Here is a 24,200-nt window from a genome sequence, read left to right on the forward strand (position 1 = left end):
AAAGGAGAACGGAAACGTGTTCAGCAACTTCCTGATCGGCCTGCGCGAGGGCCTTGAGGCCAGCCTGGTCGTCTGCATCCTCATCGCCTATCTGGTGAAGACCGGCAACAGGAACAAGCTGGTGCCGATCTGGACCGGTGTCGGTATCGCGATCGTCGTCAGCCTGGCGTTCGGCGCCGGGCTCGAATTCGGTTCGCAGGAGATGACGTTCAAGGCCCAGGAGGCGCTGGGCGGTTCGCTGTCGATCGTCTCCGTCGGCCTGGTCACCTGGATGGTCTTCTGGATGCGGCGCACCGCGAGGCACCTGAAGACGGAGCTGCACGGCAAGCTCGACGCGGCGCTCGCGATGGGCACCGGCGCGCTGGTCGCCACGGCGCTCCTGGCGGTGGGCCGGGAGGGCCTGGAGACCTCGCTGTTCGTGTGGCGTGCGGTGCACGCGGCGGACGACGGCTGGCATCCGATGATCGGCGCGCTCCTCGGCATCGCCTCCGCCGTCGTGCTGGGCTGGCTGTTCTACCGGGGCGCTCTGAAGATCAATCTGTCGAAGTTCTTCACCTGGACCGGCGGCATGCTGGTGATCGTCGCCGCGGGCGTGCTCGCGTACGGCGTCCACGACCTCCAGGAAGCGGAGTTCATCGGCGGCCTCCACAACCAGGCGTTCGACATCAGCGCCACGATTCCGCCGGACAGCTGGTACGGCACGCTGCTGAAGGGCACGTTCAACTTCCAGCCCGACCCGACCGTTCTCCAGGTCACGGTGTGGGCGCTGTATCTGGTCCCCACCCTCGCGCTGTTCCTCGCCCCGGTAGGGTTCGGACGGTCAGTGGGGGCGACGGATCGGAAGGCGCGGAAAGCAGCGGATGAGAAGCCTGAGGCCGGTTCGGCTGATGACGGGGCTCGCGACGGCGACGGTGCTGTCCGTGACGGCGAGCGGCTGCGTGACGGTGCACGGCGAGCTGGAAGTGGTGCCGGGGGCAACCAGGTCTGAGGCCGCGAAGGCCCTGGCGGACTTCACCACCTCGTACAACGCGGCGGACAAGGCCTACGATCCGGCCCTGGACGCGGACCGGGTCACCGGTTCGCTCGGTGCGATCAACCAGGCCGGGCTGAAGGCGCGGCAGAAGAACCATCCGGACGGCAACCCGGACCATTCGCCGCTGGAGCTGACCGACGCCAGGTATGTCATCCCGAAGAAGGCCGGCTGGCCGCGGTGGTTCCTCGCGGACACCGACTCCAACCGCGACCAGGACGGCGGGAAGCTGGACACCCGCTGGCTGGTCGTCTTCGTCAAGTCCGGGCCCGACGCCGGGTGGAAGGCCTCCTATCTGTCGGTCGTCGCGCCCTCCCGGATGCCCGCCCTCGCGAAGGACGGCGACGGCCGGGCCAAGCCGGTGGCCGTCGACAGCACGGAACTGGCCGTGGCGCCGGAGGACTTGAGCACCCAGTACACGCAGTACCTGCAGAAGGGCACCCCGGACGTCTTCGCCCCCGGCTCCGCCACCTCGGGCTGGCGGGAGGCGCGCCGGACCACCCGGCGGGCGGGGTTCTCGTACCAGTACATCGACCAGCCGCTGGACAGCGGTACGTTCGGCCCGCTCGGCCTGGAGACGGACGACGGCGGGGCGCTGGTCTTCTTCAGCAGCAAGCACTTCGAGCGGCAGACCGCGGCGAAGGGGTTGCGCCCGCCGGTCGACCAGGACGTGGAGGCACTGCTGACCGGTGAGGTGCGGTCCACCCTCACCAAGGAGCGGATCTCCAGCGAGATGGTGTACGTCCCGAAGAAGGGCTCGACGAAGGACGGCGGCAAGGTGGTCGTGCTGAACCGGCTGCCGGGTCTGACGGCGGCGAAGGGCTCGTGACAAAACCGGGGCCGCCCCGCGTTCGGGAACGGCCCCGGCATGATCCGAGAGCCGGCCTCATGGCCGAGTACATCTAGCGGCTGAGCGGCCAGGCCACCGAGTCGTGGTCGAGATCGCTCTGGTCCGCCTCGTCCGCGTACTGCGCGCACGCATCGGTGAGCGTCTCCAGCAGGGTCAGTGGATCGGGCAGCGGGTTCTCCGGCCCGCGCACCCATCGCACGTCCAGTTCGCCGGGGAGCCGGGCCGGCGGCAGCAGCACATAGCTGCCGCGGCAGTGCCACCGCAGCCCCGGATGCTCGTCCATGGTCTCGGGGTGGCAGTCGAGCTCGCACGGCCACCATTCGTCCTCGTCCTCGGGCGTGCCTCGGGTGGCGGTGAAGAAGAGCATCCGGTCGTCGCCGGACCGGGCGACCGGGCCGACGTCGATGCCGGCGGCGAGGAGCCGTTCCAGTGCCTGGGCGCCCGCGGACAACGGCACGTCGAGCACGTCGTGGAGCATGCCGGTCGCGGTGATGAAGTTGGCCTGCGGCTGGCTGCGGGCCCAGCGCTCGATCTGGGCCCGGTCGGTGGTGGACTGCGTCTGCCAGGCGAAGGAGATCGGGTGCCGGGCGGGGGTGGGACAGCCGATGCGTTCGCACGAACATCGGTATCCGACGGGGTGTGCGGCCGGCGCAATCGGCATTCCGGCCTCGGCGACGGCCAGGAGCAGTGCCTCCCGGGCGGTGTCGTCGACCTCGCTCTGGTGCGGTTTGGGTCGGCGGCGAAGCCATTGGGAAAATTTGCTCTCTGAGCCGCGATAACGGCCGAAATCGGCGCCCATCTATCCCCTTACCTCAGCGTTGCCCCAACCCATGGTCCCACCATCCTGCGCCTCGGGTGGCCGGAGTTCCGAAGCGGGGTACGGGCGACGATGCCGTGAGCTGGGCACTATGCCACTTCTTGTCAAGAAATGACGGGTGCGTCTCAAGGTGCCAGCCCGCGCAGGGCGTGGTCGACGATCGCATCCGCGTACTCATGGGTGAGCGGGAGGGTACGCAGCAGCCAACGGTGGTACCAGCGGTAGATCGTCTGCTTGCCGACACCGGCCCGCGCGGCGATGGCATCGATGGTGGTCCTGGGGTAACCCACCTCCGCGACCAGGGCGAGCGCCGCGTCGTGGATCGCGCGGCGCGAGCGCTCGCTGCGGCGGCCGGCGTCGGGCGACCGGTTCTCTGCCATGCCGGCCAATCCAGCAGCCGGACGAGGCGGTACGTATCGTCTCCCGGTCGCACGGAACCACCCGATCGGATCACTGCGCGCGGGCTCCGGGAAGCGGACCATGGGCTCACGCACACACCCGTGCGATGTCCCGGCAGGCAACCCCTGCCTTTCGTGAGGAGCCTTCCTTGCCTCGTGAAGCCGCACCCCGCCGCTACCTGATGTGCGCGCCCACGCACTTCAGGGTGACGTACTCCATCAATCCCTGGATGGACCCCAGCAAGCCCGTGGACCTCCCCCTGGCCCAGACGCAGTGGGAGGACCTGCGCGACCGGTACCGCGCCCTCGGGCACACCGTGGAGCTGATCGCCCCCCGCCCCGAGCTGCCCGACATGGTGTTCGCCGCCAACGGCGCCACCGTCATCGACGGCCGGGTGCTGGGGGCCCGCTTCGCGTACCGGGAGCGGTACGAGGAGGCCGGGGCCCATCGCGAGTGGTTCCGGGCGAACGGCTTCACCGAGATCCATGAACCGGACCATGTCAACGAGGGCGAGGGCGACTTCGCGGTGACCGCCTCGTACGTCCTGGCCGGCCGGGGCTTCCGGTCCAGCCCGCTCTCGCACGGCGAGGCGCAGGAGTTCTTCGGGCGGCCGGTGATCGGGCTCGATCTGGTCGACCCGCGCTACTACCACCTGGACACGGCGCTGTCGGTGCTCGACGACGCGGGCGACGAGATCATGTACTACCCGGGCGCCTTCTCGCCGGGCAGCCGGTCGGTGCTGGCCCGGCTCTTCCCCGGTGCGCTGATCGCCGAGGAGGCGGACGCCGCGGCGCTCGGTCTGAACGCGGTGAGCGACGGTCTGAACGTACTGCTGCCGCAGGCCGCGACGGGGCTCTTCGACCCGCTGCGGGCGCGGGGCTTCGAACCGGTGCCGATGGACCTGGGCGAGCTGCTCAAGGGCGGCGGCAGTGTGAAGTGCTGCACGCAGGAGCTGCGGGGGTGAGCGGGCCGGCCGCCCTCAGGTGTCCTGGCCGGGCGGCCACTCGTCGCCCCACGCGACGTCCCGGGCAGCCCGGTACAGCTCGCCGTGCCGCTTGGTGACCGTGGCACGCCGCAGGGCCTCGTCGCGGGTGCACAGGTCCAGCAGCACCTGCCCCTTGCGGATCTGCGGCTTGCGGGTGACCCGCGCCGAGACGGGCTCCGTCCCGAAGCGGGTCGCCACGACATAGCTGAACTTCTCGTCCTCGTACGGCAGCGAGCCGCCCTTGACCTGCCGGTGCAGCGAGGAGCGGCTGACCCGGGCCGAGAAGTGGCACCAGTCCGTGCCCGGCTCGATCGGGCAGGCCTCGCTGTGCGGGCAGGGCGCGGCGACCTTCAGCCCGGCGGCGATCAGCCGGTCGCGGGCCTCGATGATCCGGGCGTAGCCGTCGGGGGTGCCGGGTTCGACGACCACGACCGCCTGCGCCGCGGCCGCGGCGGTGTCGACGAGGGCGGCGCGGACGTCCGCCGTCAGTTCCTTGAGTACGTAGGAGACGGTGATCAGGTCGGTGGGGGCGAGTTCCTGGCCCGCGCCGATCCGGGCCCGGCGCCACTCGGCGGCGCGCAGGGCGGGGACGCCGGAGCGCTCCGCCAGTTCGCGGCCGAGGGCGAGTGCGGGCTCGGCCCAGTCCAGCACGGTGGTGCGCGGCCCCTCCCAGGTCCCTGCCACGGCCCAGCTCGCCGCTCCGGTGCCGCCGCCGATGTCGGTGTGCGTGACGGGCACCCAGTCCGGGGCGGCCTCCCGGAACGCGGCGAGGGCGGCCCGTACCGCTTCGAAGGTGGCGGGCATCCGGTACGCGGCGTACGCGGCGACGTCGGAGCGGTCGCGGAGCACCGGAGCGTCGGTCGGGGTGGTCCCGCGGTAGTTGGCGATGAGCCGTTCGACGGCCTGGGCGGCCTGCTTGGGCGGCAGCCCGTCGAGCAGTCCGGCCAGCGCCGCGCGCAGGTCTTCCGCGGTGGGGAGGGTGGCGTTCACCGACGAATTGTAGGCAAAGGCGGACCACCTGCTTCCGCCCCGGCTTCGGCACCGAACCGCAACCCTTCCGAACTGCCGCAGCACCTGCGCAAGTTGCTACGCTGACCGCCGCGAGGTCGGGATTGCCCATCGAGGGAAGCCATGAGACAGAAGATCGTGCGCCTGGTTCTGGTCGGCGGAGTGCTCGTGCTTGTCATGCTTCTTCTGCTCGCCACGTGCGGCAGCGGTAAGGAGCACAAGGACGGGCCCGAGAAGCAGACCAGGAAGAGCCCGACCCGGGTGACTCAGCTCACCGTTCCCTCCGCGTACGCGACGGAGCACGGCTGGGAGCTCATCGGGACCTCGCCCGACTATGCGATCTCCCGGACGACGGGCCGTCTCGCCTATCTGGTGCGGGAGTCGGAGACCAAGTACCAGCTGCGGACCATCGACGCCAAGACGGGGCAGGCGGGCTGGCACGGCGAGAGCTGGCGGCCCCCGTCCCCGCACCAGTTCCCGAAGCTCCTCCAGGTCACCGTCGACGACCACGAGTACTTCGTGACATGGGCGTACGGGAAGGTCGGCGAGAACGCGCTGACCCCCGCCGACACGATCGTCTCGCTGGACGTCTACGACGTGGAGGACGGCTCCCGGCGGCGCGTCGAGGTGCCGTGGAACTCCGTGCCCACGGTCTCGACGACCGGCCCCGGCATCCTCATCAGCGACGGCCGGACGAACAGCGCGGTGGTCGACCCGGTGACCGGCCGGGTGTCGAAGGTCGAGGCTTCCTCGCTCAAGTACCCGAAGGGCTGCAAGACCTGCAAGCAGCTCACCGAGGTGCGCGGGCTGACACAGAAGGGCCTGCTGGTCAGCGGGTCCAAGGAGTTCTGGGTGCAGGGCGGCTGGTTCAGCCGCAATATCGCCCCCAAGGGCACGGACAAGCAGAGCGGGATCCCGACGTCGGTGATCCCGGGGCTGTTCCTGGCGAAGTGGCAGCTCGCGAAGGGCGCCAAGCGCGCCACCACCCACGACATGTGGGCGGTGCACGACATGGAGACGGGCAAGCCCCTGGCTTCGGTGGAGTGCAGCAAGCCCGCGATAAAGCCGGGCCAGTACCCGCAGCTCGTCTCCGCGCCCTCGGGCTCCTACCTGGTGGCCGGTCCGCTCGCCTTCGACCTGGCCACGAAGCGGGGCTTCTGCTTCGAGGGCGCGGACGGCACGAAGCCGCTGACCCTGGCCTCCGTGAACGACGAGGGCACCGCGTACGGCGCGGCGAGCGCCCGCAACGCGGCGGACGTCCTGGCCGGCGGCGGCGCCCCGGTCGCGGTCGCCGTCAGAAGCGGTTCGACGGGCGCCCTGCCCTCGAACGTCCGGGTTCCGGGCATGGAGACCGCGGACGGTGTGGGCCTGTTCCGCTGGACGGACGAGAAGAACCGCCCGCACCTGATCGGCTACCCGAGGTCGTCGTAGCGTCGTGGGGCGGCGGGGCCATGATCCGGCCCCGCCGCCCCACGTCACGAGCCCCGAGTCACGACGCGCACATCACGCCGTTTGCCGCCAGGGCCGGCACAGGCCGAGGAAGCAGGCCATCGCGCCGACCGCGCAGACCAGCTGGACGACGGCCATCGGGACGGCCGTGTCCTCGCCCGCGATCCCGACGAGGGGCGAGGCGATGGCTCCGATCAGGAAGGACGAGGTGCCGAGCAGCGCGGAGGCGGAGCCGGCGGCGTGCTTCGTGCGCATCAGTGCCTGCGCGTTCGTGTTCGGCATCGCCATGCCCATCGCCGACATCAGCACGAACAGCCCGGCGGCGACCGGGGCCAGGCCCACCTCTCCGAAGACGCCGGTCGTCATCAGCAGCAGCGCGAGCGCGGCGAGTGTGATGACACAGAGCCCGAAGGCGAGCGCCTTGTCCAGGCTGACCCGGCCGACCAGGATCCTGCCGTTGATCTGGCCGACGATGATCATGCCGACCGAGTTGATGCCGAAGAGCAGGCTGAACGTCTGCGGCGATGCCCCGTAGATCTCCTGCACGACGAACGGCGAGGCGCTCACGTACGAGAAGAGGGTGGCGAAGGCGAGGCTGCCCGCGATCATGTAGCCGGTGAAGACCCGGTCGGCGAGCAGTCCGCGCATGGTGCGCAGCGCGTCGCCGAGGCCGCCGGTGTGCCGGTCCTGCGGGGGCATGGTCTCGCCCAGCCACTTCCAGACGACGAGGGTGAGCACCAGGCCGACGACGGTGAGGACGGCGAAGATTCCGCGCCAGTCGGTGAACCGCAGCACCTGGCCGCCGATCAGCGGGGCGACGATCGGCGCGACGCCGGAGATGAGCATCAGGGTGGAGAAGAACCTGGCCATCTCCACGCCGTCGTACATGTCGCGCACCACGGCACGGGCGATGACGATGCCCGCCGCACCGGCCAGGCCCTGGAGGAGGCGGAAGCCGATGAGGAGCCCGGTGGTGGGCGCGAAGACGCACATCGCGGTGGCGACGACGTAGATCATCATCCCGAGGAGCAGCGGCCTGCGCCTCCCCCACCGGTCGCTCAGCGGTCCGATGACGACCTGTCCGAGCGCCAGGCCGGTCAGGCATGCGGTGAGGGTGAGCTGGACGGTGGCGGCGGGCGCGTGCAGGGACTCGGTGACCGCGGGCAGGGCGGGGAGGTACATGTCCATGGAGAGCGGCGGAACCGCGGTGAGACCGCCGAGGACGAGGGTGACGAGAAGTCCGGTGCGCCGGGCCGCCGGGGCGGCCGGTGCTTTGGGTGGGGTGCCGGTGGTTCCGGGCTCCGTGGCCCCTGCTCCGGCGGTCGGTATGTGTGTGCGTTCCTGCTGGGCCCGGCTTGCGCCGCTCTCCGGCATTCTCATCTCCATGTCGTTGAATCCGCATCTATGCTCTCAGCTCAGCCGGACTGGTCGAGACCTCTTGGGGAGCAGGCATGACAGGCATCAGCGGCACTGTGCGGTGGGGTGTACTGGCGACCGGCGGTATCGCCACGGCGTTCACCGAGGATCTCCGGTCGATGCCGGACACGGAAGTGGTGGCCGTCGCATCTCGGACAGACGCCTCGGCGCAGGCGTTCGCCGAGCGGTTCGGGATACCCCGGGCGTACGGCAGCTGGGCCGCTCTCGCCGCCGACGACGAGGTCGATGTGGTGTACGTCGCGACGCCGCACTCGGCGCACCGGGAGGCGGCGGCGCTCTGTCTGGAGGCCGGGAAGCACGTGCTGTGCGAGAAGGCGTTCACGCTCAACGCGCGGGAGGCGGACGAGCTGGTGAAGCTCGCCCGGGACCGGGGCCTCTTCCTGATGGAGGCGATGTGGACGTACTGCAACCCGGTGATCCGGCGCATGACGGAGCTGGTGCGGGACGGTGCCATCGGCGAGATCCGCACCGTGCAGGCCGACTTCGGGCTCGCGGGCCCCTTCGGCCCCGAACACCGGCTGCGCGACCGGGCGCTGGGCGGCGGCGCGCTGCTGGACCTCGGGGTCTATCCGGTGTCGTTCGCGCAGCTGGTGCTGGGTGAGCCGGACCGGGTGCAGGCCGACGCGGTGCTCTCCCCCGAGGGCGTCGACCTGCACACGGCGATGCTGCTGGGCTGGTCGGAGGCGGGCGCCTCGGCGCTGCTGAACTGCTCGATCGTCGCGGACACCCCCCAGACCGCGGCGGTCACGGGCTCGAAGGGCCGGATCGAGTTCCCGCGCGGCTTCTTCTACCCGGAGCGGTTCGTGCTGCACCGGCCCGGACACGAACCCGAGGAGTTCACCGCCGGAACCGGAGGCGGTGTACTGCGCGGCCTGCAGTTCGAGCAGGCCGAGGTGATGCGGGCACTGCGGGCGGGCGAGACGGAGTCGCCGCTGGTGCCGCTGGACGGCTCGCTCGCCGTGATGCGGACGCTCGACGCGGTACGTGACCGCATCGGCGTCCGATACCCGGCGGACGGCCTCACGCAGGGGTGAGGCCCTGGTTCCCGACCTCGGTGACGAACGACGCGGCCGTCGCGAGGGGCGCGCCGGGCGAGGTGACGGCGGACACCGTGCGGTAGTCGGCGCGCGCCTGCTCCCGGCCCAGCGTGACGACGGCGTATCCGCGCCGGCCGTTGAAGAACTTCATGTGCGGGTTGGCCTGCATCTGGTTGTTCCAGCTGCCGGGCCGGTCCGAGCCGTCCTTGCCGCTGGTGATGGAGGTGGCGACGATCTCCGTGCCGACGGTGCGGGAGGCGGGGTCGTCGAAGTTCTTCTTCAGATCGAAGCCGTAGCCGACGTGCACATCGCCGGTCAGCACCATCAGGTTGTCGACCCCGGCGGCCTCGGCGCCCTTCAGGATGCGGCCGCGGGAGGCGGGGTAGCCGTCCCACGCGTCCATGGACAGCTTGAAGGCGTCGGTGGGCACGTCGCGCCGCTGGGCGAAGGTGACCTGCTGCGGCACGACGTTCCAGGTGGCCTGCGAGGCGTGCCAGCCGTCGATCAGCCAGCGCTCCTGGGTGGCGCCGGTCATGGTGCGCGACGGGTCCTGGGACTCCGGTCCGGGCGTCTGCCAGCCGTCGCCGTACGCCTGGTCGCTGCGGTACTGGCGGGTGTCGAGGATGTCGAACTGGGCGAGCCGGCCGAAGCGCAGGCGCCGGTAGAGCTTCATGTCCGGGCCGGTGGGGCGCTGCGGGGCGCGCAGCGGCTGGTTCTCCCAGTACGCGCGGTACGCGGCGGCGCGGCGCAGCAGGAACTCCTCCGGCGGGACGTCGTTCTCGGGGGTTTCGCCCGCGTAGTTGTTCTCGGTCTCGTGGTCGTCCCAGGTGACGACGAAGGGGTGTGCGGCGTGGGCGGCGCGCAGATCGGGGTCGGATTTGTAGAGGGCGTACCGCAGCCGGTAGTCCTCCAGCGTGACCGTCTCCCGGTTGAAGTGGGCGGGGAGCCTGCGGTCGGTGTGGTTGCGGGCGCCGCCGGTCGCGTTGACGGCGTACTCGTAGAGGTAGTCGCCGAGGTGGAAGACGACGTCGACGTCCTCCTGGGCGAGGTGCTTGTACGCGGTGAAGTAGCCGTCGTGGTACGCCTGGCAGGAGACGGCGGCCAGGCTCAGCGAGTTGTTGCGGGCGCCGCGGGCGGGTGCGGTGCGGGTCCGGCCGACGGGGCTGGTCCAGCTTCCGGTGCGGAAGCGGTAGTAGAAGACCCGGTCGGCTTCGAGGCCCTTGACCTCGACGTGGACGCTGTGGTCGAACTCCGGGTGAGCGGTGGCCGATCCGCGCCGTACGACGCGGGAGAAGCGCTCGTCGCGGGCGAGTTCCCAGCGCACCTGCACCCGGGCCCGGGGCAGTCCGCTGCCGGGCTCGTAGGGGCGCGGTGCGAGTCTCGTCCACAGCAGGACCGAGTCGGGAAGCGGGTCGCCGGAGGCGACGCCGAGGGTGAACGGGTCATCGCCGATCCTCTTCGCGTCCAGCTCGGCGGCGCTCGCGGTACCCGCGGTGGGCAGGTTGACCGAGAAGGCGAGCGCGGCGGCGGCGCCGGTGACGGTGAGGAAACGGCGGCGCCCGACCTGCTTCGCGGCGTCGCGCATCTCCTGCTGGTGCGATGAGTCTGTCATCTGGCCCTCCCCTGGCTGGTGGTGTACGTGGGCAGTTCACCGGCTCAGCACATCGAGCGGCTGTCGTGTTCGCGTCGCTGGGGCGTCGTGTGGATGAGGAATGCGGCAGCAATGGGTCCACGGAGACAAAGCGCGCATCCACGACAGGGCAGTGATCATCTTCTGCGGCCGACCGGAGCGCGAACGCGCCGCCCCACGCGCCGTCTTGACCCCATGTGGCCTCACGCGCCCCCCGGGAGGGAAGGGCGTACGCTGCGGCCCCATGAGCAACAAACTGTTGAATTCCGCTGCGAAGTCGGCGGTCGTGACGGGCGCGGGTTCCGGGATCGGCCGCGCGGTGGCGCTCGCCCTGACCGACGCCGGCTGGTCGGTGGCGCTCGCGGGCCGGCGCCCGGAACCCCTCGCCGAGACCGCCGCGCTGGCCGGGGAGCACGCCCGGGTGATCACCGTCCCCGCCGACGTGTCCCGCCCCGACGACGTGACCGCGCTGTTCTCCTCGGTACGGGAGTGCTTCGGCCGCCTCGATCTGCTCTTCAACAACGCCGGTGCGTTCGGCCCGCGTTCCGTCCCGGTGGAGGACCTCTCGGTGGCGGACTGGCACTCGGTGGTGGACGTGAACGTGACGGGCGCGTTCCTGTGCGCACAGGCGGCGTACCGGCTGATGAAGGACCAGGACCCGCAGGGCGGCCGGATCATCAACAACGGCTCGGTCTCCGCCCACGCGCCGCGCCCCCACTCGGTCGCCTACACCACGACCAAGCACGCGATGACGGGGCTGACGAAGTCCCTCTCGCTGGACGGTCGTCCGTACCGGATCGCCTGCGGGCAGATCGACATCGGCAACGCGGCCACGGACATGACCGAGCAGATGCGGACCGGCATCCTCCAGGCCAATGGCGAACTCGCGGTCGAGCCGGTGATGGCGGCGGCGGATGTGGCCCGGACGGTGCTCCACATGGCGGAGCTGCCGCTGGAGGCGAACGTGCAGTTCGCGACGGTACTGGCGACGGCGATGCCGTACGTGGGACGCGGCTGACGGAGCGCGGTCGGCCGGACATTCCGACGAGCACCCCGGCGCGGGCGCTCACCCCCGCGCGCCGGGATGCCGTGCGCTGCCCTTATGCTGACACTCCTTCACCAAAACTCCACACAAGGAACACGACATGCGCATACGCACCGCGGCCCCCCTCGCCCTGGCAGCCGCCACCGCCCTGGCCGGCTCGCTGCTCGTCGCGGCCCCCGCCTCGGCCGCACCGCACCAGGGCGGGCTGCACCTCGGCAAGATCCAGTACGACAGCCCCGGCAAGGACACCCGGAGCAACTCGTCCCTCAACGCCGAGTGGGTGGACATCCACAACAACAACAAGTCGAAGCTCCAGCTCAAGGGCTACAAGCTCAAGGACAACACCGGTTACACGTACACCTTCGGCAGCTACACGATCGGCGCGGGCAAGACCGTCAGGGTCCACACCGGCCGGGGCAAGAACGCCTCGGGCAACGTGTACTGGAACCGCGGTTCGTACGTCTGGAACAACACCGGCGACAAGGCCCGGCTGATCAAGCCGAACGGCAAGCTCCAGGACTCCTGCTCCTGGACGAAGTCGGGCAAGGGCGCCAAGAACTGCCACTGAGCCGGGCGACCGCGGCCCGGGCACATCTCTGGCCGACGAGGGGAATGCCCCGGGCCGCGGCAGGGTTGACCTGCGGCATGAGCCAGATTCCAGGTATCGAGGTCCGGCGCGTCTCGAAGCCCCGGTGCACCGACTGGACCTGACGACCCTTCAGCTGGTGTGGCGGGCGGCGCCGGCCGTCTTCCATGTCCGTGACCCGTTCCCGGTCGGCGGAGTCGTCGAGGACCCCGCCACCGGCGCGGCGGCGGCCGCCTTCGGCGCCTGTCTGCGCGCCGGGGGCCTCGTCCCCGACGCCGCGGTCCTCACCCTCCACCAGGGCGAGGACATGGGCCGCCCCGGTACCCTCACGGTCGAACTGCGGGCGGGCGACGCCCGCGTGCGGGTGAGCGGGACCGGAACCCGCATCGGGGGCTGACAGGCCCTGGCAGGCTGAGCACCATGGACCAGCAGAGCACCCACGGCCACGAGGACCGGGACCACGGCACCTGGCGGACGATCGACGAGCTGCACGGCTGGCTCGAAGCGGAGACCGGTATCCCGCCCGAGCAGGATCTGCTGCTGCGGATGCTGAAGCTGTCGGAGGAGGTGGGCGAGGTCGCCCAGGCCGTCATCGGGGCGACCGGCCAGAACCCGCGCAAGGGCGCCACCCATTCCTGGCAGGACGTGGAGGCCGAGCTCTGCGACGTCATCGTGACGGCGATGGTCGCGCTGCGCACCCTCACTCCCGACGCGGCGGCCGTCTTCGACCGGCACGTACGGCGCCTCGCGGCACGCCCGCGCACCCCGCTCCCCCCACCCCCGCAGGCCCCCGGCACCGCGCCCCGGACGAGGGCCACGGGGCATGGCGGGGCGGCAACGGGTGGCTGAACAACGGGCGACCATCGCTTGGGGCTACGATCACGGGCACCGCAGCGAGACCAGGAGTGCCGACCGTGTCCGAACCGCGCATCGCCGTTTCCATCGTCACCATGGGCGATCGCCCGCAGGAGGTCGAGGCCCTGCTGGCCTCGGTGGCCGGGCAGGACGTCCGCCCGGCCCGCCTCGTCGTCGTGGGCAACGGATCGCCCCTCCCGGACTTCGCCGCGTTTCCCGGCCTGTCCGATCTGCCCGGCGGTGTGACGACGATCGAGCTGCCGGAGAACCTGGGCTGCCCCGGCGGCCGCAACGTCGCCCTCGCCAAGCTGGCGGAGTTCGGCGACGTGGACGTCGTCATCGAGCTCGACGACGACGGACTCCTGGTCGACAACGGGGTGTTCCGCAAGGTCCGGGAGCTGTTCGCCGCCGACCCGCGGCTCGGCATCATCGGCTTCCGGATCGCCGACGAGCGCGGCGAGACCCAGCGCCGTCACGTACCGCGGCTGCGCGCCGGCGACCCGATGCGGCGCGGACCGGTCACCGCGTTCCTGGGCGGCGGCCACGCCTTCTCCATGAAGATGCTCGCCCAGACGGGGCCCTGGCCCGCGGAGTTCTTCTTCACGCACGAGGAGACGGACCTGTCCTGGCGGGCGCTCGACGCGGGCTGGAAGATCCTCTACGAGCCCGATCTGCTGCTCCAGCACCCCAAGACCTCCCCGGCCAGGCACTCCGTCTACTACCGGATGACGGCCCGCAACCGGGTCTGGCTGGCCCGCCGGAACCTGCCCCTCCCCCTGGTCCCGGCCTACCTGGGCACCTGGACCCTGCTCACCGTGGCCCGCACCCGCTCGGCGACGGGCCTGCGCGCCTGGGCCGGCGGCTTCGCCGAGGGAGTCCGTACTCCGTGCGGGCGAAGGCAGCCGATGCGCTGGCGCACGGTGTGGCAGATGACCAAACTGGGACGGCCGCCGGTCATCTGACCCGCGCCGGGTCCGGCGACGACGGGTGGCACGGAGTCAGTCCCGTGACAGGAGTTGCCGATGTCCGTCCGCAGAATCGTCCCCAACATCCGGACCGCGGGCGGCCCCGCCGCCGAAGGGATGGAGCGGAGCGCGGAGTTCTACGGTCTGCTGGGCCTGGAGGAGGTCATGAACCACGGCTGGATCGTGACGCTCGCCTCCGCCTCCCACCCCTCGGTCCAGCTCAGCGTCATGGGGGCCGACGCGACCGCCCCGGTCGCACCGGACCTGAGCATCGAGGTCGAGGACGTGGACGCGGCGCACACGGCCATGCGGGAGAACGGCGCGGAGATCGTGTACCCGTTGCGCGACGAGGAATGGGGCGTACGCCGCTTCTTCGTCCGCGACCCGAACGGACGCGTCGTCAATGTGCTGGGCCACCGCTGACGGCCCCCTCCCGGCCGGCACCGTTCCCGTCGTCGCCCTCGCCGTCGTACGGAAGGATCTGCCGCAGCAGGCCCCTGGGGTGGCCGCGCTTGCGCCACTCCCTCGGGTAACCGAGGGAGACCTCCTCGAAGCGCACTCCGTCGTACCAGGTCGTACGGGGTATGTGCAGATGGCCGTAGACCACGGCCGCCACGTTGAAGCGCCGGTGCCAGTCGGCGGTGAGCCGTGTACCGCACCACTGGGCGAACTCGGGGTACCACAGGACGTCCATCGGTTCGCGCACCAGGGGCCAGTGGCCGGCGATGACCAGCGGGATCTCCGGATCGTGTGCCTCCAGGCGCCGTTCGGTCTCCGCCACCCGCGCCCGGCACCAGGCCTCGCGGCTCGGGTACGGGTCGGGGTGCAGCAGGAACTCGTCGGTGCACACCACCCCTGTCCGGCGCGCGTACGCCAGGGACTCCTCCTTGGTCGTGGTGCCCGGCGCCCGGAAGCTGTAGTCGTACAGCACGAACACGGGCGCCACGGCCACCGGCCCGCCGGGTCCGGGCCACAGGGGGTACGGGTCCTGCGGGGTGCTCACCCCGAGGCTCCGGCACAGCTCGACCAGGTGCTCGTAGCGCTCCTGGCCCCGCAGCCGGACCGGATCGCGCTCGGGCGTCCACAACTCGTGGTTCCCCGGGGCCCAGACCACCCGCCTGAAGCGGCCCGCGAGCAGCCGCAGCGCCCACTCCACGTCCGCCATCCGCTCCGCGACATCACCGGCGACGATCAGCCAGTCCTCGTCCGATCCGGGCCGCAGGGACTCGATGAGGGGACGGTTGTCCGCCATCCCCGCATGAAGGTCACTCACCGCCAGCAGGGCGCCGGGGCTTCCATCGGTTCGATCGGACATCCAGAACCTTCCCGCGGGTCGACTGAACGAAATAGTGCCTCACCGCGGACCGCCCCGGTCGAGGACGGCCCGAACCGGGCCCCGCGACCGGCTCGCCGGAACTGGCGGGCGGAACGAGCGGAGGGATGATGGAGACGTCCGTGGACACGGCGCGGGACCGTCGGCAGGGCCGTGAAAGGGAGCTGAGAACGAGGTGGACGGCATGACCCTCCCGGGCGCACCCGGGCACAACGGGCTCCCGTTCGCGGACAGCGCGGCCGGGGCCCTGCTCGATGCGGACGGACTGATCATCGGCTGGACACCCGCGGCGGAGGAGCTGTTCGGGCTTCCGGCCGAGCAGGTCTGCGGCCGTCCCGCCCTGGAACTGCTCGCGGACCCGGCCGCCGGTCCCGAACCGCCGGCCGGATATCAGGAGACCGCCTGGTCCGGCGAGGCCGTGGTGCGCACCGGCCGGGGCAAGGACATGGGCATCGTCTTCCACGCGCTGCCGCTGGCGACCGCCGGCGGCACGGCCCGGTACTTCGTGCTCTGGGCCCCGGTCGGGACGGTCGACCGCTGGCGGCAGGACCAGGCGTTCACCCAGGAGCTCTTCCTGCAGGACCGGCTGGGTCTCGCCGTGTTCGACGCGGAGCTGCGACTGGTCAGGACCAACACCCATCTGCTGCCGTACACCGGCCTCCTGCCGGATCTGCGCGGCCTGCGCCTGGGGGACTTCCTGCAGGCCGAGGGCGCCGCGGCGGTCGAGCGCCGGCTGAGCGAGGTGCTGCGGACCGGCCGGCCGCTGATCCTGGCGGAGGAGACGGTACGGACCATCGAGGACCCCGGCGGCGGGGTGGTGATGGCCGTCTCGGCGTTCCGGCTCCAGGCACCGGACGGGCAGGTCTTCGGCGTCACCGCGCTGTTCACGGACGTCACCGAGCAGCGCCGCTCGGACGAGCGGCTGGCGATTCTGCATCACGCCACCGCGGGCGTCGGCGGATCGCTGTCCGTCTCCGGCACCGGTGAGGAACTGGCCGCCGTGCTGGTGCCCGAACTGGCCGACCTCGCCGTGGTGGAGATCGCGGAGGCGGTGTTCACGGGCGAGGAACCGGCTCCCGGCGAGGACGGGCTGCTGCCGCTGCGCCGGACCGCGACGGCCGGCGAGAGCGCGGCGGAACCGCCGGCCGGCGCCGTGGTCCCGGCCGATGCCGACTGTGCCCCGGCCCTCGGCCACTCCCCCACGTCGATGACCGCCCCGCTGCGGGCCCGGGGCATCTTCCTCGGCCGGGTGACCGTCCGGCGCGGCCCCGGCCGGCCCGACTACGCACCGGCCGACCTGGACCTGCTCTGCGAGATCGCCGCCCGCTCGGCCCTCGCCCTGGACAACGCCCGCCGCTACACCCGCGAACACCGGGCCGCCGTCGGCCTGCAGCGCAGCCTGCTGCCGCCCGCGCAGGCCGAGACCGTCGCCGTGACCACCTCCGGCTTCTATCTCCCGGCCGACACCGCCACCGGCGTCGGCGGCGACTGGTTCGACGTGATCCCGCTGTCCTCCGCCCGGGTCGCCCTGGTCGCCGGGGACGTGGTGGGCCACGGGCTGGCGGCCACCGCCACCATGGGCCGGCTCCGTACCGCCGTCCGCACCCTCGCCGACCTCGATCTCGAACCGGACGAGCTGATGGTCCATCTCGACGACCTGGTCTCCCAGCTCCGCGACGAGCCCGACGAGTCCGGCCGGCCGGGCGGACCCGTTCGGCCCAGCCGCCTCACCCGGGCGGACGAAGGCGGGGCAGACGGCGACCACCGGGCCGACCCGGTCGGCGCCACCTGTCTGTACGCCGTCTACGACCCGGTCTCCCGGTGCTGCGCGATGGTCTCCGCCGGACACCCGCCGCCCGCCGTCGCGGATCCGGACGGGACCGTCTCGTACGTCCCCCTGAACCCCGGCCCGCCGCTGGGTGTCAACGGTCTGCCCTTCGAGGTGACCGAGGTCGAACTGGCGCCCGGCAGCCTCCTCGTGCTCTACACCGACGGGCTGATCGAGGGACGCGACAGCGACCTCGACGAGGGCATGGCCGAACTGAGCCGCCGGCTGGCCCGGCCCGGCGCCACCACCGCACCGCTGCGGGAACTGGGCCAGGAGATCATCTCCGCCCGTCCCCCGCACCAACTCGCCGACGACGTGACGCTGTTGCTCGCCCGCACCCATGCGGTGCCGCCCGCGAACACCGCGGTCTGGCCGGTGGACGCCGACCCGGTCGCCGTCGCCCAGGTCCGGCGGGAAGCGGCCCGGCAACTGCGCGAGTGGGGGCTGGAGGAGCTCGTCTTCACCACCGAACTGGTGCTGAGCGAGCTGGTCACCAACGCCATCCGCCATGCCGGCGGCCCGGTCGAGGTGCGGCTGATCCGCGCCGGACAGCTGACCTGCGAGGTCTCCGACCCCAGCGCCACGCAGCCCCGCATGCGCCGGGCCCTCCTCACCGACGAGGGCGGCCGCGGCCTGTATCTGGTCGCCCAGCTCACCAGCCGCTGGGGCAGCCGCTACACCCGGCGCGGCAAGACGATCTGGGCCGAGCAGCCGCTCCCGGACGCCCCGCACGCCCAAAGCGGCTGATCCGCCCGCGCTCCCTCTCCCTCAGGACCCCGGCCGCGCGCTCGCACCAGTCGCGGTTGCCCTCCTCGAAGGCCAGGCCGCGGGTGCAGGCCGGACAGGGGCCTACGCGGTCGCCGTGGAGCAGGAACTCCTCCTCCGCGCGGTCGCCCCGCATGGTGCGCAGCAGATTCCCGAACAGGTCGATCCTGGCCCGGGCGGTGGCGGCCCGCTCGGTGAGCTGCGCGATCAGGGTCCGGGCGTCGACGTGGTCGGCGGCCTGATCGCGGACGGACTCGTTCCGGCACCGGCCGATCAGCAGGGGCAGCCCGCCTGCCCGTCCTCGTCCAGGACTTCGCACTACCGCCTCGGAGGGGTGGACCAGGGCTCGGGCGACCCCTTGAGTACCCCAACGCCCCCATGCTAGAAAACGCTTACCACGCTGGCATTCCCGCACTGGTTCACTCTTCCTCCGGAGCTTCGATGACAACTGCCTGGTCCCGTCGTGCCCTGCTGGCCACGGGCGGCGGTGCGGCGCTCGCCCTCGGCCTGCCGACCGCCGCGTCCGCATCCGACTCCGCCTCCCGCCCGGCCGCCTCGCCCTCCGCCGCCGACGACGAGTTCGCCGCCCTGCGTGCGAAGTGGCGCGATCTGTACCTGGGAACGGGATTCAGTCCGACCGCCGAGCCCTTCAAGTCCAAGCTCGCCGACCTCGGCACCCGGGCAACCGGTTACCTCTCCACGATGGCCCCCACGCGCGGCTCCCTCTGGCCGGACCTGGTCCATCTCGACCCCGAACCGGACACCGACACCGAATCGTTCAACTTCTCCGCCAACATGAACACCGGCTACAACCGGCTGCGCACCATGGCGGAGGCGTACGCCCAGCCCGGCACCGGAGTCACCGGCGACACCGGCCTCCGGGACGCGGTCATCACCGGCCTCGACCACCTGTACGCCGATGTCTTCAATGAGACGACCACCCGTTACGGGAACTGGTGGAACTGGCAGATCGGCGCGCCCCAGGCCCTCATGGACACCTGCGTGCTGCTCTACGACGCCCTGTCGGAAACCCAGAAGGCCAACTACTGCGGGGCCGTCGACAAGTTCCTGCCCGACTCGGCCGTCGATTCGTACACCGGCACCAGCACCGGCGCCAACCGCGTCGACCTGTGCCGGGGCATGATCCTGCGCGGCATCGTCGGCGCCAGTACCGCCAAGATCGCGCGGGCGGTCGCCGCGCTCTCGCCGGTCTTCCCGTACGTCACGACCGGCGACGGCTTCTACGCGGACGGCTCCTTCGTCCAGCACACCTCCATCCCGTACATCGGTGGCTACGGCGCGGTCCTCAACGACGGGCTCGGCCGGCTCTTCGCCCTGCTGCGCGGCTCGACCTGGGAGATCAGCGATCCGGGCAGCCGGCAGTTCCTCGACACCATCGACGCGGCCATCGCCCCGTTCATCTACGACGGCCTGATGATGGACAACGTATCGGGCCGCGGCATCACCCGCGTCGGCTCAAGCGACCACACCCGCGCCCATGGCGTCATGGCCTCCATCGTGCTGCTCGGCATGGGCGCCGGCCCCGAGGAGAACGCCCGCTGGCGCGCCATGGTCAAGGGCTGGCTCCAGCGCGACTACTACGCCCCGGCGCTCAAGGCCGGCTCCCTGAGCCTGGTCAACACCGCCCGGCTCCAGTCCCTGCTGGACGACACCACCGTCACCGCGTCCCCGGAGCCGTCCGCGCACCGCGTCTTCCACAACATGGACCGGGTCACCCACCGCCGCCGCGGCTGGGGCGCCGGTCTCTCCATGGCCTCCGAGCGGATCGCCCACTACGAGTTCGGCAACGGGGAGAACAAGCGCGGCTGGCACACCGGCGCGGGCTGGCTCCAGTGGTGGGGCGACGGCGCGCGTCTCGACCAGTACTCGGACGCGTACTGGCCGACCGTCGACCCGTACCGGCTGCCCGGCATCACCGTCTCCCGGAAGCGGCTCGCGGACGGGCAGGGCGGCGCCTGGGCCAACCCGAAGCCGGGCACGGGGTGGGTCGGCGGCACCGGCGACGGCGAGTTCGGCACCACCGGCCAGCACCTCCAGGGCCTGGCGAGCACGATGCACGCCCGCAAGTCGTGGTTCTGGCTGGACGACTGCGTGGTCTGCCTCGGCTCCGGCATCACCTCCGCCGACGGCGCGGGCGTGGAGACGGTCGTCGACAACCGCTGCCTCGGCGCGGGCGGCACGCAGCGGCTGCTGCTCGACGGCGTGGCACAGCCCACCGCCCAGGGCTGGACCACCACCCGCACCACCACCTGGGCCCACCTCGACCGGCATGCCGGATACGTCTTCCCCGGCGGCACCGAACTGCACGCCCTGCGCGAGGAGCGCACCGGCGCCTGGAAGGACATCAACGACGGCGGCACCGACACGGCCAACACCCGCCGGTACCTGACCCTTTGGCAGGACCACGGCACCGACCCGGCGGACAGCTCCTACGCGTACATCCTGCTGCCGGGCGCGAGCAGCAGGCGCACCGCCGACCGCGCCAAGGACACCGGCTGGCTGCAGATCCTCGCCAATGACGCCCGGCGCACCGGCATCCGGGTCCCCTCCCTCGGTTTCACCGGCGTCAACTTCTGGGCGGCGGGCACGGCGGGCAAGGTCACGGCGAGCGCGCCGGTCTGCGTGCAGATCCACGAGAAGCGCGACGGCACCGCGACGATCTGCGTCTGCGACCCGTCCCGGACCGTCACCGGGCTCACCCTCACCTGGCAGCGGCCGGTCAAGTCCGTCCTGTCCAAGGCGGACAGCGTCAGCGATGTCCGGACCGGCTCGTCGGTGACCGTGACCTACGGCGATCTGAGCAAGAGCCGGGGCGCCACGCACACGGTGCGCGTCCGGGTGCGGTGATCGCGGGCCGGTCCGGCCGGCCGCGGGCGTGCCCGCGTACCGGCGGAATGCCATCGAGGCGTACGTCACGGCCCGGCTGAGCCGAGCCGTACGGGGGGTGCCGTCGCGGGAACGGATCCGCGGCGGCACCCCCCGTGCCCCGTACCGGCATGGAACGGTTACGAGGGGATGTACTGGGCCACCCACCAGGCCCGTTGGGACAGTGTGAACGCGGGATTCCGGCCGTGGCCGTCGGCGGACCGCCGCCCCTTTCAGGCCGCGGCCTTTTCCGGCATGTCGCCGCTGCCCGCGTCCCCGGCGGGTGCGGTGCGCAGGGTCAGCAGGGCGGCGAGGGCGCCGGCCACGGCGAGGGCCGCGGCTCCGAGGAAGGCGGCGGAGAAGCCGTTGGTGAGGGCCACCGGGTCCCCGGGTTCGCGGGCGCCGTGCGCGGCGGCGATCGCGGTCATGGCGGCGAGGCCGAGGGCGGAACCGACCTGGTAGCTGGTGTTGACGATCCCCGAGGCGAGGCCGCCCTCCTCCGGGCGGGCGCTGGAGAGCGCGGTGCCGAGCGAGGGGATGAACGCCAGCGACATGCCCACCGCCGAGAGCAGCGAGGCGGGCAGGACGTCGACGAGGAAGTTTCCGTCCGGGCGGGCGAGCGAGAGCCAGAACATGCCCGCGCCGAGCGCGAACAGCCCGATGACGATGAGGGGCTTGGGTCCGAACCGGGAGATCAGGCGCGGCGCCAGGACGATCATCATGATCATGATGGCGACGGTCATGGGCAGCAGCGCGGAGCCGGAGGCGAAGGCGCCCAGTCCCAGGACCTGCTGCAGGTAGAGGTTGAGGAAGAACCACATGGGTATCCACGCGGCGGCCATGAGCAGTTGGGCGATGTTGGCACCGGCCAGGTTGGGCGCCCGCCAGATCCCCAGCCGCATCAGCGGTTCGCGCCGCCTGGACTGGATCGCGACGAACGCGGCGATCAGCGCCACGCCGGCCAGGAGGACCAGCCAGGTCTCGGCGGAGCCCCAACCGGTCTCGGGAGCACGGACGATGGCGTAGACGGCGGCGGCGAGACCCGCCGTGACGGTGACCGCGCCGGCCAGGTCGATGGAGCCGCGCCGTCCCGCACCCGAGGGCATGACGGCGGGCGCGGCGGCCAGGACGATCAGGGCGACGGGGATGTTGATGTAGAACACCCAGGGCCAGCTGGCGTACTGGGTGATGACCCCGCCGAGGAAGACTCCGGCGGTACCGCCGGCCGGGGCGGCCGCACCGTACAGTGCGAAGGCCTTCCCCAGCTCCTTGGGCCGGGAGCCGAACAGCGTCATCAGCAGGGTGAGGGCCGACGGGGCGATCAGCGCGGCACCCACGCCCTGCAGGGCCCGCCCGGTCAGCTCGACCCAGACCTCACCCGCGAGGCCCGCGGTCAGGGAGCCCGCGGCGAGGACGACCCATCCGGCACTGAACAGGCGCCTGGCGCCGAGCAGGTCCGACAGCCGTCCACCGAGCAGCAACAGCCCTCCGAAGGCGACGACATAGGCGTTGAACACCCACGACAGGTTCTCCTGGGAGAAGCCCAGGTCGGCCTGCATCTCGGGCAGGGCCACGCCGATGATCGACGTATCCATGATGACGATGAACTGGGCCAGGGCGATCAGCGCGAGCGCGGACCATCTCCGCGAATCGGTTGACGCGGTTGGTGCGGCTGACACGGTCATTGCAAGCACTCCTATACGGGAGGGGGGTATCTACACATCGAGAAGTTACCCCCTAGGGGTATATATGGCCAGTGCCGGCGGCACGAAGACGAGTGGCGGGATCCAGCCGGAGCCGAATGACCCACCGGGTCTTCGCTCGATAGCTTGGGCACGGAAGTTGACTGATCGTCACGGATCCTGATCAACCAGATGGAACCCGCACGGAAAGGAGCAAAAATGACAGAGACGTATCGCGCGGTGGAGTTCTCGGAGTACGGAGGTCCCGAGGTCTTACGCGTGGTGGACCGCGAGCTGCCCCACCCGGGTCCCGGGCAGGTACTGGTGGAGGTCCGCGCCGCCGGGGTGAATCCGCTGGACTGGCAGCTGCGCAGCGGGGCCGTCGCGGCGATGATGCCGGTGGAGTTCCCCTCGGTGCCCGGCGGTGACGTCGCCGGTGTCGTCGCGGAGGCCGGTGCGGACGTGACCGACTTCGCCGCGGGCGACGAGGTCTTCGGTTCGATCGGCTCCGGCGGCTACGCCGAGTTCGCGCTGGCGCCCGCGGCACAGCTCGCGCGGAAGCCCGGGGGCCTGTCCTGGGAGGTCGCGGCCGGACTGCCGGTGGCCGTCAACACGGCGTACCAGGTGCTCGCGGACCTCGGGGTGAAGGCCGGGGAGACCCTGGTGGTGGACGGGGCGGCCGGTGGCGTCGGGTCCGTGGCCGTGCAGATCGCCAGGCATCTCGGCGTGACCGTGATCGGTACGGCCGGCGAGCACAATCACGCGTATCTGCGCTCGCTCGGCGCCGAGCCCGCGACGTACGGCGAGGGTTTCGCCGAGCGGGCCCGTGCCGTCGCGGTGAAGGGCGTGGACGCGGCGTTCGACGCCGCCGGAAAGGGATCGCTGCCGGCTCTCGTCGAATTGACCGGCGACCCGGCGCGCGTGGTCACCATCGCCGACCATCGGGCGGCGGAGCACGGCGTGCGCTTCGCCTTCGCCGGCCCCGACACCGTCCGCGAGCGCCTGGAGCAGGCAGCCGCACTGACCCTGAGCGGCGAGCTCGGCCTGTCCGTGGCCCGGACGTACTCCCTGTCACAGGCGGCAGACGCCCACCGGGAGAGCGCGGGCGGCCATGTGCGCGGCAAGCTGATCATCGTGCCGGACTGACGCCTGGACGCCACGCGCCGGGGCGGCACTTCGCCTGCGCTTTACGGGCACCCGGCGGCCGGCCTCGCCGTCATCGCCCCGGCCGGTCCCGCAGCCCCGCCCCGCCAGGATCCACCCCCACCGGCGGGCCGATCGAAGCCGGAGGTGCGTGCGCGTGCGCATCTCCTGTCTCCTTCTGCGGCCATCGAGCCTACTGTTAAAGGATGAGTAAAGCCGAGCATGAGACCGGTCCTCAAGGGGTGCTTGTCTGCCCGGTCTGCAAGCAGCCCGTGACCGCGACTGTGAAGAGACGGCACAAGAGTCTCGGAATCTTCGTGCCCGTGTGGCACCCCGGCCCCTGCCGTAACCCCGAATGCCCTGCATACCTGGAGGCCCCGGAGCAACCCGACCACCAGGACACCTGACACGGCCGAGTCCGGGGTGTCGCCCACCTGTGCCCTCTCCCCCGGCGTTCGCACCCGTGCCGA

At 71.5% G+C, this 24,200-nt stretch carries 21 protein-coding genes and 2 pseudogenes; 15 read left to right on the forward strand and 8 right to left on the reverse strand.

Annotated features, from left to right (window positions below):
• The first annotated feature begins 16 nt into the window (after window positions 1–16).
• Window positions 17–988, forward strand: coding sequence for an iron uptake transporter permease EfeU (gene efeU, locus BT364_RS02385; protein ID WP_072483363.1), 972 nt, complete (start codon window positions 17–19; stop codon window positions 986–988).
• Window positions 888–1,859, forward strand: a complete 972-nt coding sequence (locus BT364_RS02390; RefSeq protein ID WP_072483364.1) for an SCO2278 family lipoprotein — start codon at window positions 888–890, stop codon at window positions 1,857–1,859. Before efeU ends, BT364_RS02390 begins: the two co-directional genes overlap by 101 nt.
• A gap of 73 nt (window positions 1,860–1,932) precedes the next feature.
• On the opposite strand, the gene BT364_RS02395 is transcribed toward BT364_RS02390, so the two are convergent.
• The gene (locus tag BT364_RS02395) at window positions 1,933–2,679 is read right to left on the reverse strand and encodes a bifunctional DNA primase/polymerase (RefSeq protein WP_072483365.1); all 747 of its coding nucleotides are present in this window, start codon (window positions 2,677–2,679) and stop codon (window positions 1,933–1,935) included.
• Between the two features lie 230 nt (window positions 2,680–2,909).
• Window positions 2,910–3,077, reverse strand: a pseudogene (locus tag BT364_RS02400) (TetR/AcrR family transcriptional regulator); the annotation flags it as partial.
• Between the two features lie 125 nt (window positions 3,078–3,202).
• Here BT364_RS02400 and ddaH point away from each other — a divergent pair.
• A complete protein-coding gene (gene ddaH, locus BT364_RS02405; protein ID WP_371267966.1) occupies window positions 3,203–4,060 on the forward strand; it encodes a dimethylargininase in 858 nt (285 codons plus the stop codon).
• 15 nt (window positions 4,061–4,075) lie between these two features.
• On the opposite strand, the gene BT364_RS02410 is transcribed toward ddaH, so the two are convergent.
• Window positions 4,076–5,071: a small ribosomal subunit Rsm22 family protein gene (locus tag BT364_RS02410; protein WP_072483367.1), complete on the reverse strand. Its 996-nt coding sequence runs from the start codon at window positions 5,069–5,071 to the stop codon at window positions 4,076–4,078.
• Window positions 5,072–5,212: 141 nt separating this feature from the next.
• Between BT364_RS02410 and BT364_RS02415 the strand changes: the two genes are divergently transcribed.
• On the forward strand, window positions 5,213–6,520 hold the full coding sequence (locus BT364_RS02415) for a hypothetical protein (RefSeq protein WP_072483368.1): 1,308 nt from the start codon (window positions 5,213–5,215) through the stop codon (window positions 6,518–6,520).
• A 72-nt stretch (window positions 6,521–6,592) separates the two neighbouring features.
• On the opposite strand, the gene BT364_RS02420 is transcribed toward BT364_RS02415, so the two are convergent.
• The gene (locus tag BT364_RS02420) at window positions 6,593–7,912 is read right to left on the reverse strand and encodes a multidrug effflux MFS transporter (protein WP_072483369.1); all 1,320 of its coding nucleotides are present in this window, start codon (window positions 7,910–7,912) and stop codon (window positions 6,593–6,595) included.
• Between the two features lie 77 nt (window positions 7,913–7,989).
• Between BT364_RS02420 and BT364_RS02425 the strand changes: the two genes are divergently transcribed.
• On the forward strand, window positions 7,990–9,009 hold the full coding sequence (locus BT364_RS02425; RefSeq protein WP_072483370.1) for a Gfo/Idh/MocA family protein: 1,020 nt from the start codon (window positions 7,990–7,992) through the stop codon (window positions 9,007–9,009).
• Here BT364_RS02425 and BT364_RS02430 read toward each other — a convergent pair.
• Window positions 8,996–10,624 carry an alkaline phosphatase D family protein gene (locus BT364_RS02430; RefSeq protein ID WP_072483371.1) on the reverse strand — a complete coding sequence of 543 codons (1,629 nt, stop codon included), beginning with the start codon at window positions 10,622–10,624 and terminating at the stop codon, window positions 8,996–8,998. The genes BT364_RS02425 and BT364_RS02430 overlap by 14 nt on opposite strands.
• Window positions 10,625–10,886: 262 nt before the next feature.
• Here BT364_RS02430 and BT364_RS02435 point away from each other — a divergent pair, with 262 nt between their 5' ends.
• From BT364_RS02435 to BT364_RS02460, 6 genes and pseudogenes are all read left to right on the forward strand, one after another.
• Window positions 10,887–11,660, forward strand: a complete 774-nt coding sequence (locus tag BT364_RS02435; protein WP_072483372.1) for an SDR family oxidoreductase — start codon at window positions 10,887–10,889, stop codon at window positions 11,658–11,660.
• A gap of 127 nt (window positions 11,661–11,787) precedes the next feature.
• Window positions 11,788–12,255 carry a lamin tail domain-containing protein gene (locus BT364_RS02440; RefSeq protein ID WP_072483373.1) on the forward strand — a complete coding sequence of 156 codons (468 nt, stop codon included), beginning with the start codon at window positions 11,788–11,790 and terminating at the stop codon, window positions 12,253–12,255.
• Window positions 12,256–12,361: 106 nt separating this feature from the next.
• A pseudogene (locus BT364_RS02445) lies at window positions 12,362–12,670 on the forward strand (PhzF family phenazine biosynthesis protein); the annotation flags it as partial.
• A 23-nt stretch (window positions 12,671–12,693) separates the two neighbouring features.
• Window positions 12,694–13,122: a MazG-like family protein gene (locus tag BT364_RS02450; RefSeq protein ID WP_072483375.1), complete on the forward strand. Its 429-nt coding sequence runs from the start codon at window positions 12,694–12,696 to the stop codon at window positions 13,120–13,122.
• Between the two features lie 65 nt (window positions 13,123–13,187).
• Window positions 13,188–14,090 carry a glycosyltransferase family 2 protein gene (locus tag BT364_RS02455; protein WP_072483376.1) on the forward strand — a complete coding sequence of 301 codons (903 nt, stop codon included), beginning with the start codon at window positions 13,188–13,190 and terminating at the stop codon, window positions 14,088–14,090.
• Window positions 14,091–14,150: 60 nt separating this feature from the next.
• On the forward strand, window positions 14,151–14,516 hold the full coding sequence (locus tag BT364_RS02460; RefSeq protein ID WP_072483377.1) for a VOC family protein: 366 nt from the start codon (window positions 14,151–14,153) through the stop codon (window positions 14,514–14,516).
• Here the strand turns inward: BT364_RS02460 and BT364_RS02465 are convergent.
• A complete protein-coding gene (locus BT364_RS02465; RefSeq protein ID WP_072483378.1) occupies window positions 14,494–15,408 on the reverse strand; it encodes a metallophosphoesterase family protein in 915 nt (304 codons plus the stop codon). The genes BT364_RS02460 and BT364_RS02465 overlap by 23 nt on opposite strands.
• 202 nt (window positions 15,409–15,610) lie before the next feature.
• On the opposite strand from BT364_RS02465, the gene BT364_RS02470 reads away from it, so the two are divergent.
• Window positions 15,611–18,001 (forward strand): SpoIIE family protein phosphatase, encoded by a 2,391-nt coding sequence (locus BT364_RS02470; protein ID WP_072483686.1) that lies wholly within the window; start codon window positions 15,611–15,613, stop codon window positions 17,999–18,001.
• On the opposite strand, the gene BT364_RS42490 is transcribed toward BT364_RS02470, so the two are convergent.
• The gene (locus tag BT364_RS42490) at window positions 17,907–18,230 is read right to left on the reverse strand and encodes a virulence activator alpha C-terminal domain-containing protein (RefSeq protein WP_371268080.1); all 324 of its coding nucleotides are present in this window, start codon (window positions 18,228–18,230) and stop codon (window positions 17,907–17,909) included. The genes BT364_RS02470 and BT364_RS42490 overlap by 95 nt on opposite strands.
• On the opposite strand from BT364_RS42490, the gene BT364_RS44040 reads away from it, so the two are divergent.
• Both BT364_RS44040 and BT364_RS02480 read left to right on the forward strand, forming a co-directional pair.
• Window positions 18,117–18,404, forward strand: a complete 288-nt coding sequence (locus BT364_RS44040) for a hypothetical protein (RefSeq protein WP_371268094.1) — start codon at window positions 18,117–18,119, stop codon at window positions 18,402–18,404. The two genes, BT364_RS42490 and BT364_RS44040, sit on opposite strands and share 114 nt — an antisense overlap.
• A gap of 56 nt (window positions 18,405–18,460) precedes the next feature.
• On the forward strand, window positions 18,461–20,887 hold the full coding sequence (locus BT364_RS02480; RefSeq protein ID WP_072483379.1) for a polysaccharide lyase 8 family protein: 2,427 nt from the start codon (window positions 18,461–18,463) through the stop codon (window positions 20,885–20,887).
• 251 nt (window positions 20,888–21,138) lie between these two features.
• Here the strand turns inward: BT364_RS02480 and BT364_RS02485 are convergent, their stop codons facing one another.
• Entirely contained in the window at window positions 21,139–22,590 is a 1,452-nt protein-coding gene (locus tag BT364_RS02485; protein WP_072483380.1) for an MFS transporter, read from the reverse strand.
• Window positions 22,591–22,806: 216 nt separating this feature from the next.
• Between BT364_RS02485 and BT364_RS02490 the strand changes: the two genes are divergently transcribed.
• The gene (locus tag BT364_RS02490) at window positions 22,807–23,733 is read left to right on the forward strand and encodes an NADP-dependent oxidoreductase (RefSeq protein WP_072483381.1); all 927 of its coding nucleotides are present in this window, start codon (window positions 22,807–22,809) and stop codon (window positions 23,731–23,733) included.
• Window positions 23,734–24,200: the final 467 nt, after the last annotated feature.

Origin of the sequence: Streptomyces atratus, assembly GCF_900119365.1 — a bacterium.
GTDB lineage: Bacteria > Actinomycetota > Actinomycetes > Streptomycetales > Streptomycetaceae > Streptomyces > Streptomyces atratus_B.

Excerpts from the sequence above, each read along its gene's own strand:
- BT364_RS02390 (WP_072483364.1), top strand. The coding sequence starts at position 888 with ATGACGGGGCTCGCGACGGCGACGGTGCTGTCCGTGACGGCGAGCGGC.
- BT364_RS02395 (WP_072483365.1), bottom strand. The coding sequence starts at position 2,679 with ATGGGCGCCGATTTCGGCCGTTATCGCGGCTCAGAGAGCAAATTTTCC.
- ddaH (WP_371267966.1), top strand. The coding sequence starts at position 3,203 with ATGTCCCGGCAGGCAACCCCTGCCTTTCGTGAGGAGCCTTCCTTGCCT.
- BT364_RS02415 (WP_072483368.1), top strand. The coding sequence starts at position 5,213 with ATGAGACAGAAGATCGTGCGCCTGGTTCTGGTCGGCGGAGTGCTCGTG.
- BT364_RS02420 (WP_072483369.1), bottom strand. The coding sequence starts at position 7,912 with ATGCCGGAGAGCGGCGCAAGCCGGGCCCAGCAGGAACGCACACACATA.
- BT364_RS02425 (WP_072483370.1), top strand. The coding sequence starts at position 7,990 with ATGACAGGCATCAGCGGCACTGTGCGGTGGGGTGTACTGGCGACCGGC.
- BT364_RS02430 (WP_072483371.1), bottom strand. The coding sequence starts at position 10,624 with ATGACAGACTCATCGCACCAGCAGGAGATGCGCGACGCCGCGAAGCAG.
- BT364_RS02435 (WP_072483372.1), top strand. The coding sequence starts at position 10,887 with ATGAGCAACAAACTGTTGAATTCCGCTGCGAAGTCGGCGGTCGTGACG.
- BT364_RS02440 (WP_072483373.1), top strand. The coding sequence starts at position 11,788 with ATGCGCATACGCACCGCGGCCCCCCTCGCCCTGGCAGCCGCCACCGCC.
- BT364_RS02450 (WP_072483375.1), top strand. The coding sequence starts at position 12,694 with ATGGACCAGCAGAGCACCCACGGCCACGAGGACCGGGACCACGGCACC.
- BT364_RS02460 (WP_072483377.1), top strand. The coding sequence starts at position 14,151 with ATGTCCGTCCGCAGAATCGTCCCCAACATCCGGACCGCGGGCGGCCCC.
- BT364_RS02465 (WP_072483378.1), bottom strand. The coding sequence starts at position 15,408 with ATGTCCGATCGAACCGATGGAAGCCCCGGCGCCCTGCTGGCGGTGAGT.
- BT364_RS02470 (WP_072483686.1), top strand. The coding sequence starts at position 15,611 with ATGACCCTCCCGGGCGCACCCGGGCACAACGGGCTCCCGTTCGCGGAC.
- BT364_RS02480 (WP_072483379.1), top strand. The coding sequence starts at position 18,461 with ATGACAACTGCCTGGTCCCGTCGTGCCCTGCTGGCCACGGGCGGCGGT.
- BT364_RS02485 (WP_072483380.1), bottom strand. The coding sequence starts at position 22,590 with ATGACCGTGTCAGCCGCACCAACCGCGTCAACCGATTCGCGGAGATGG.
- BT364_RS02490 (WP_072483381.1), top strand. The coding sequence starts at position 22,807 with ATGACAGAGACGTATCGCGCGGTGGAGTTCTCGGAGTACGGAGGTCCC.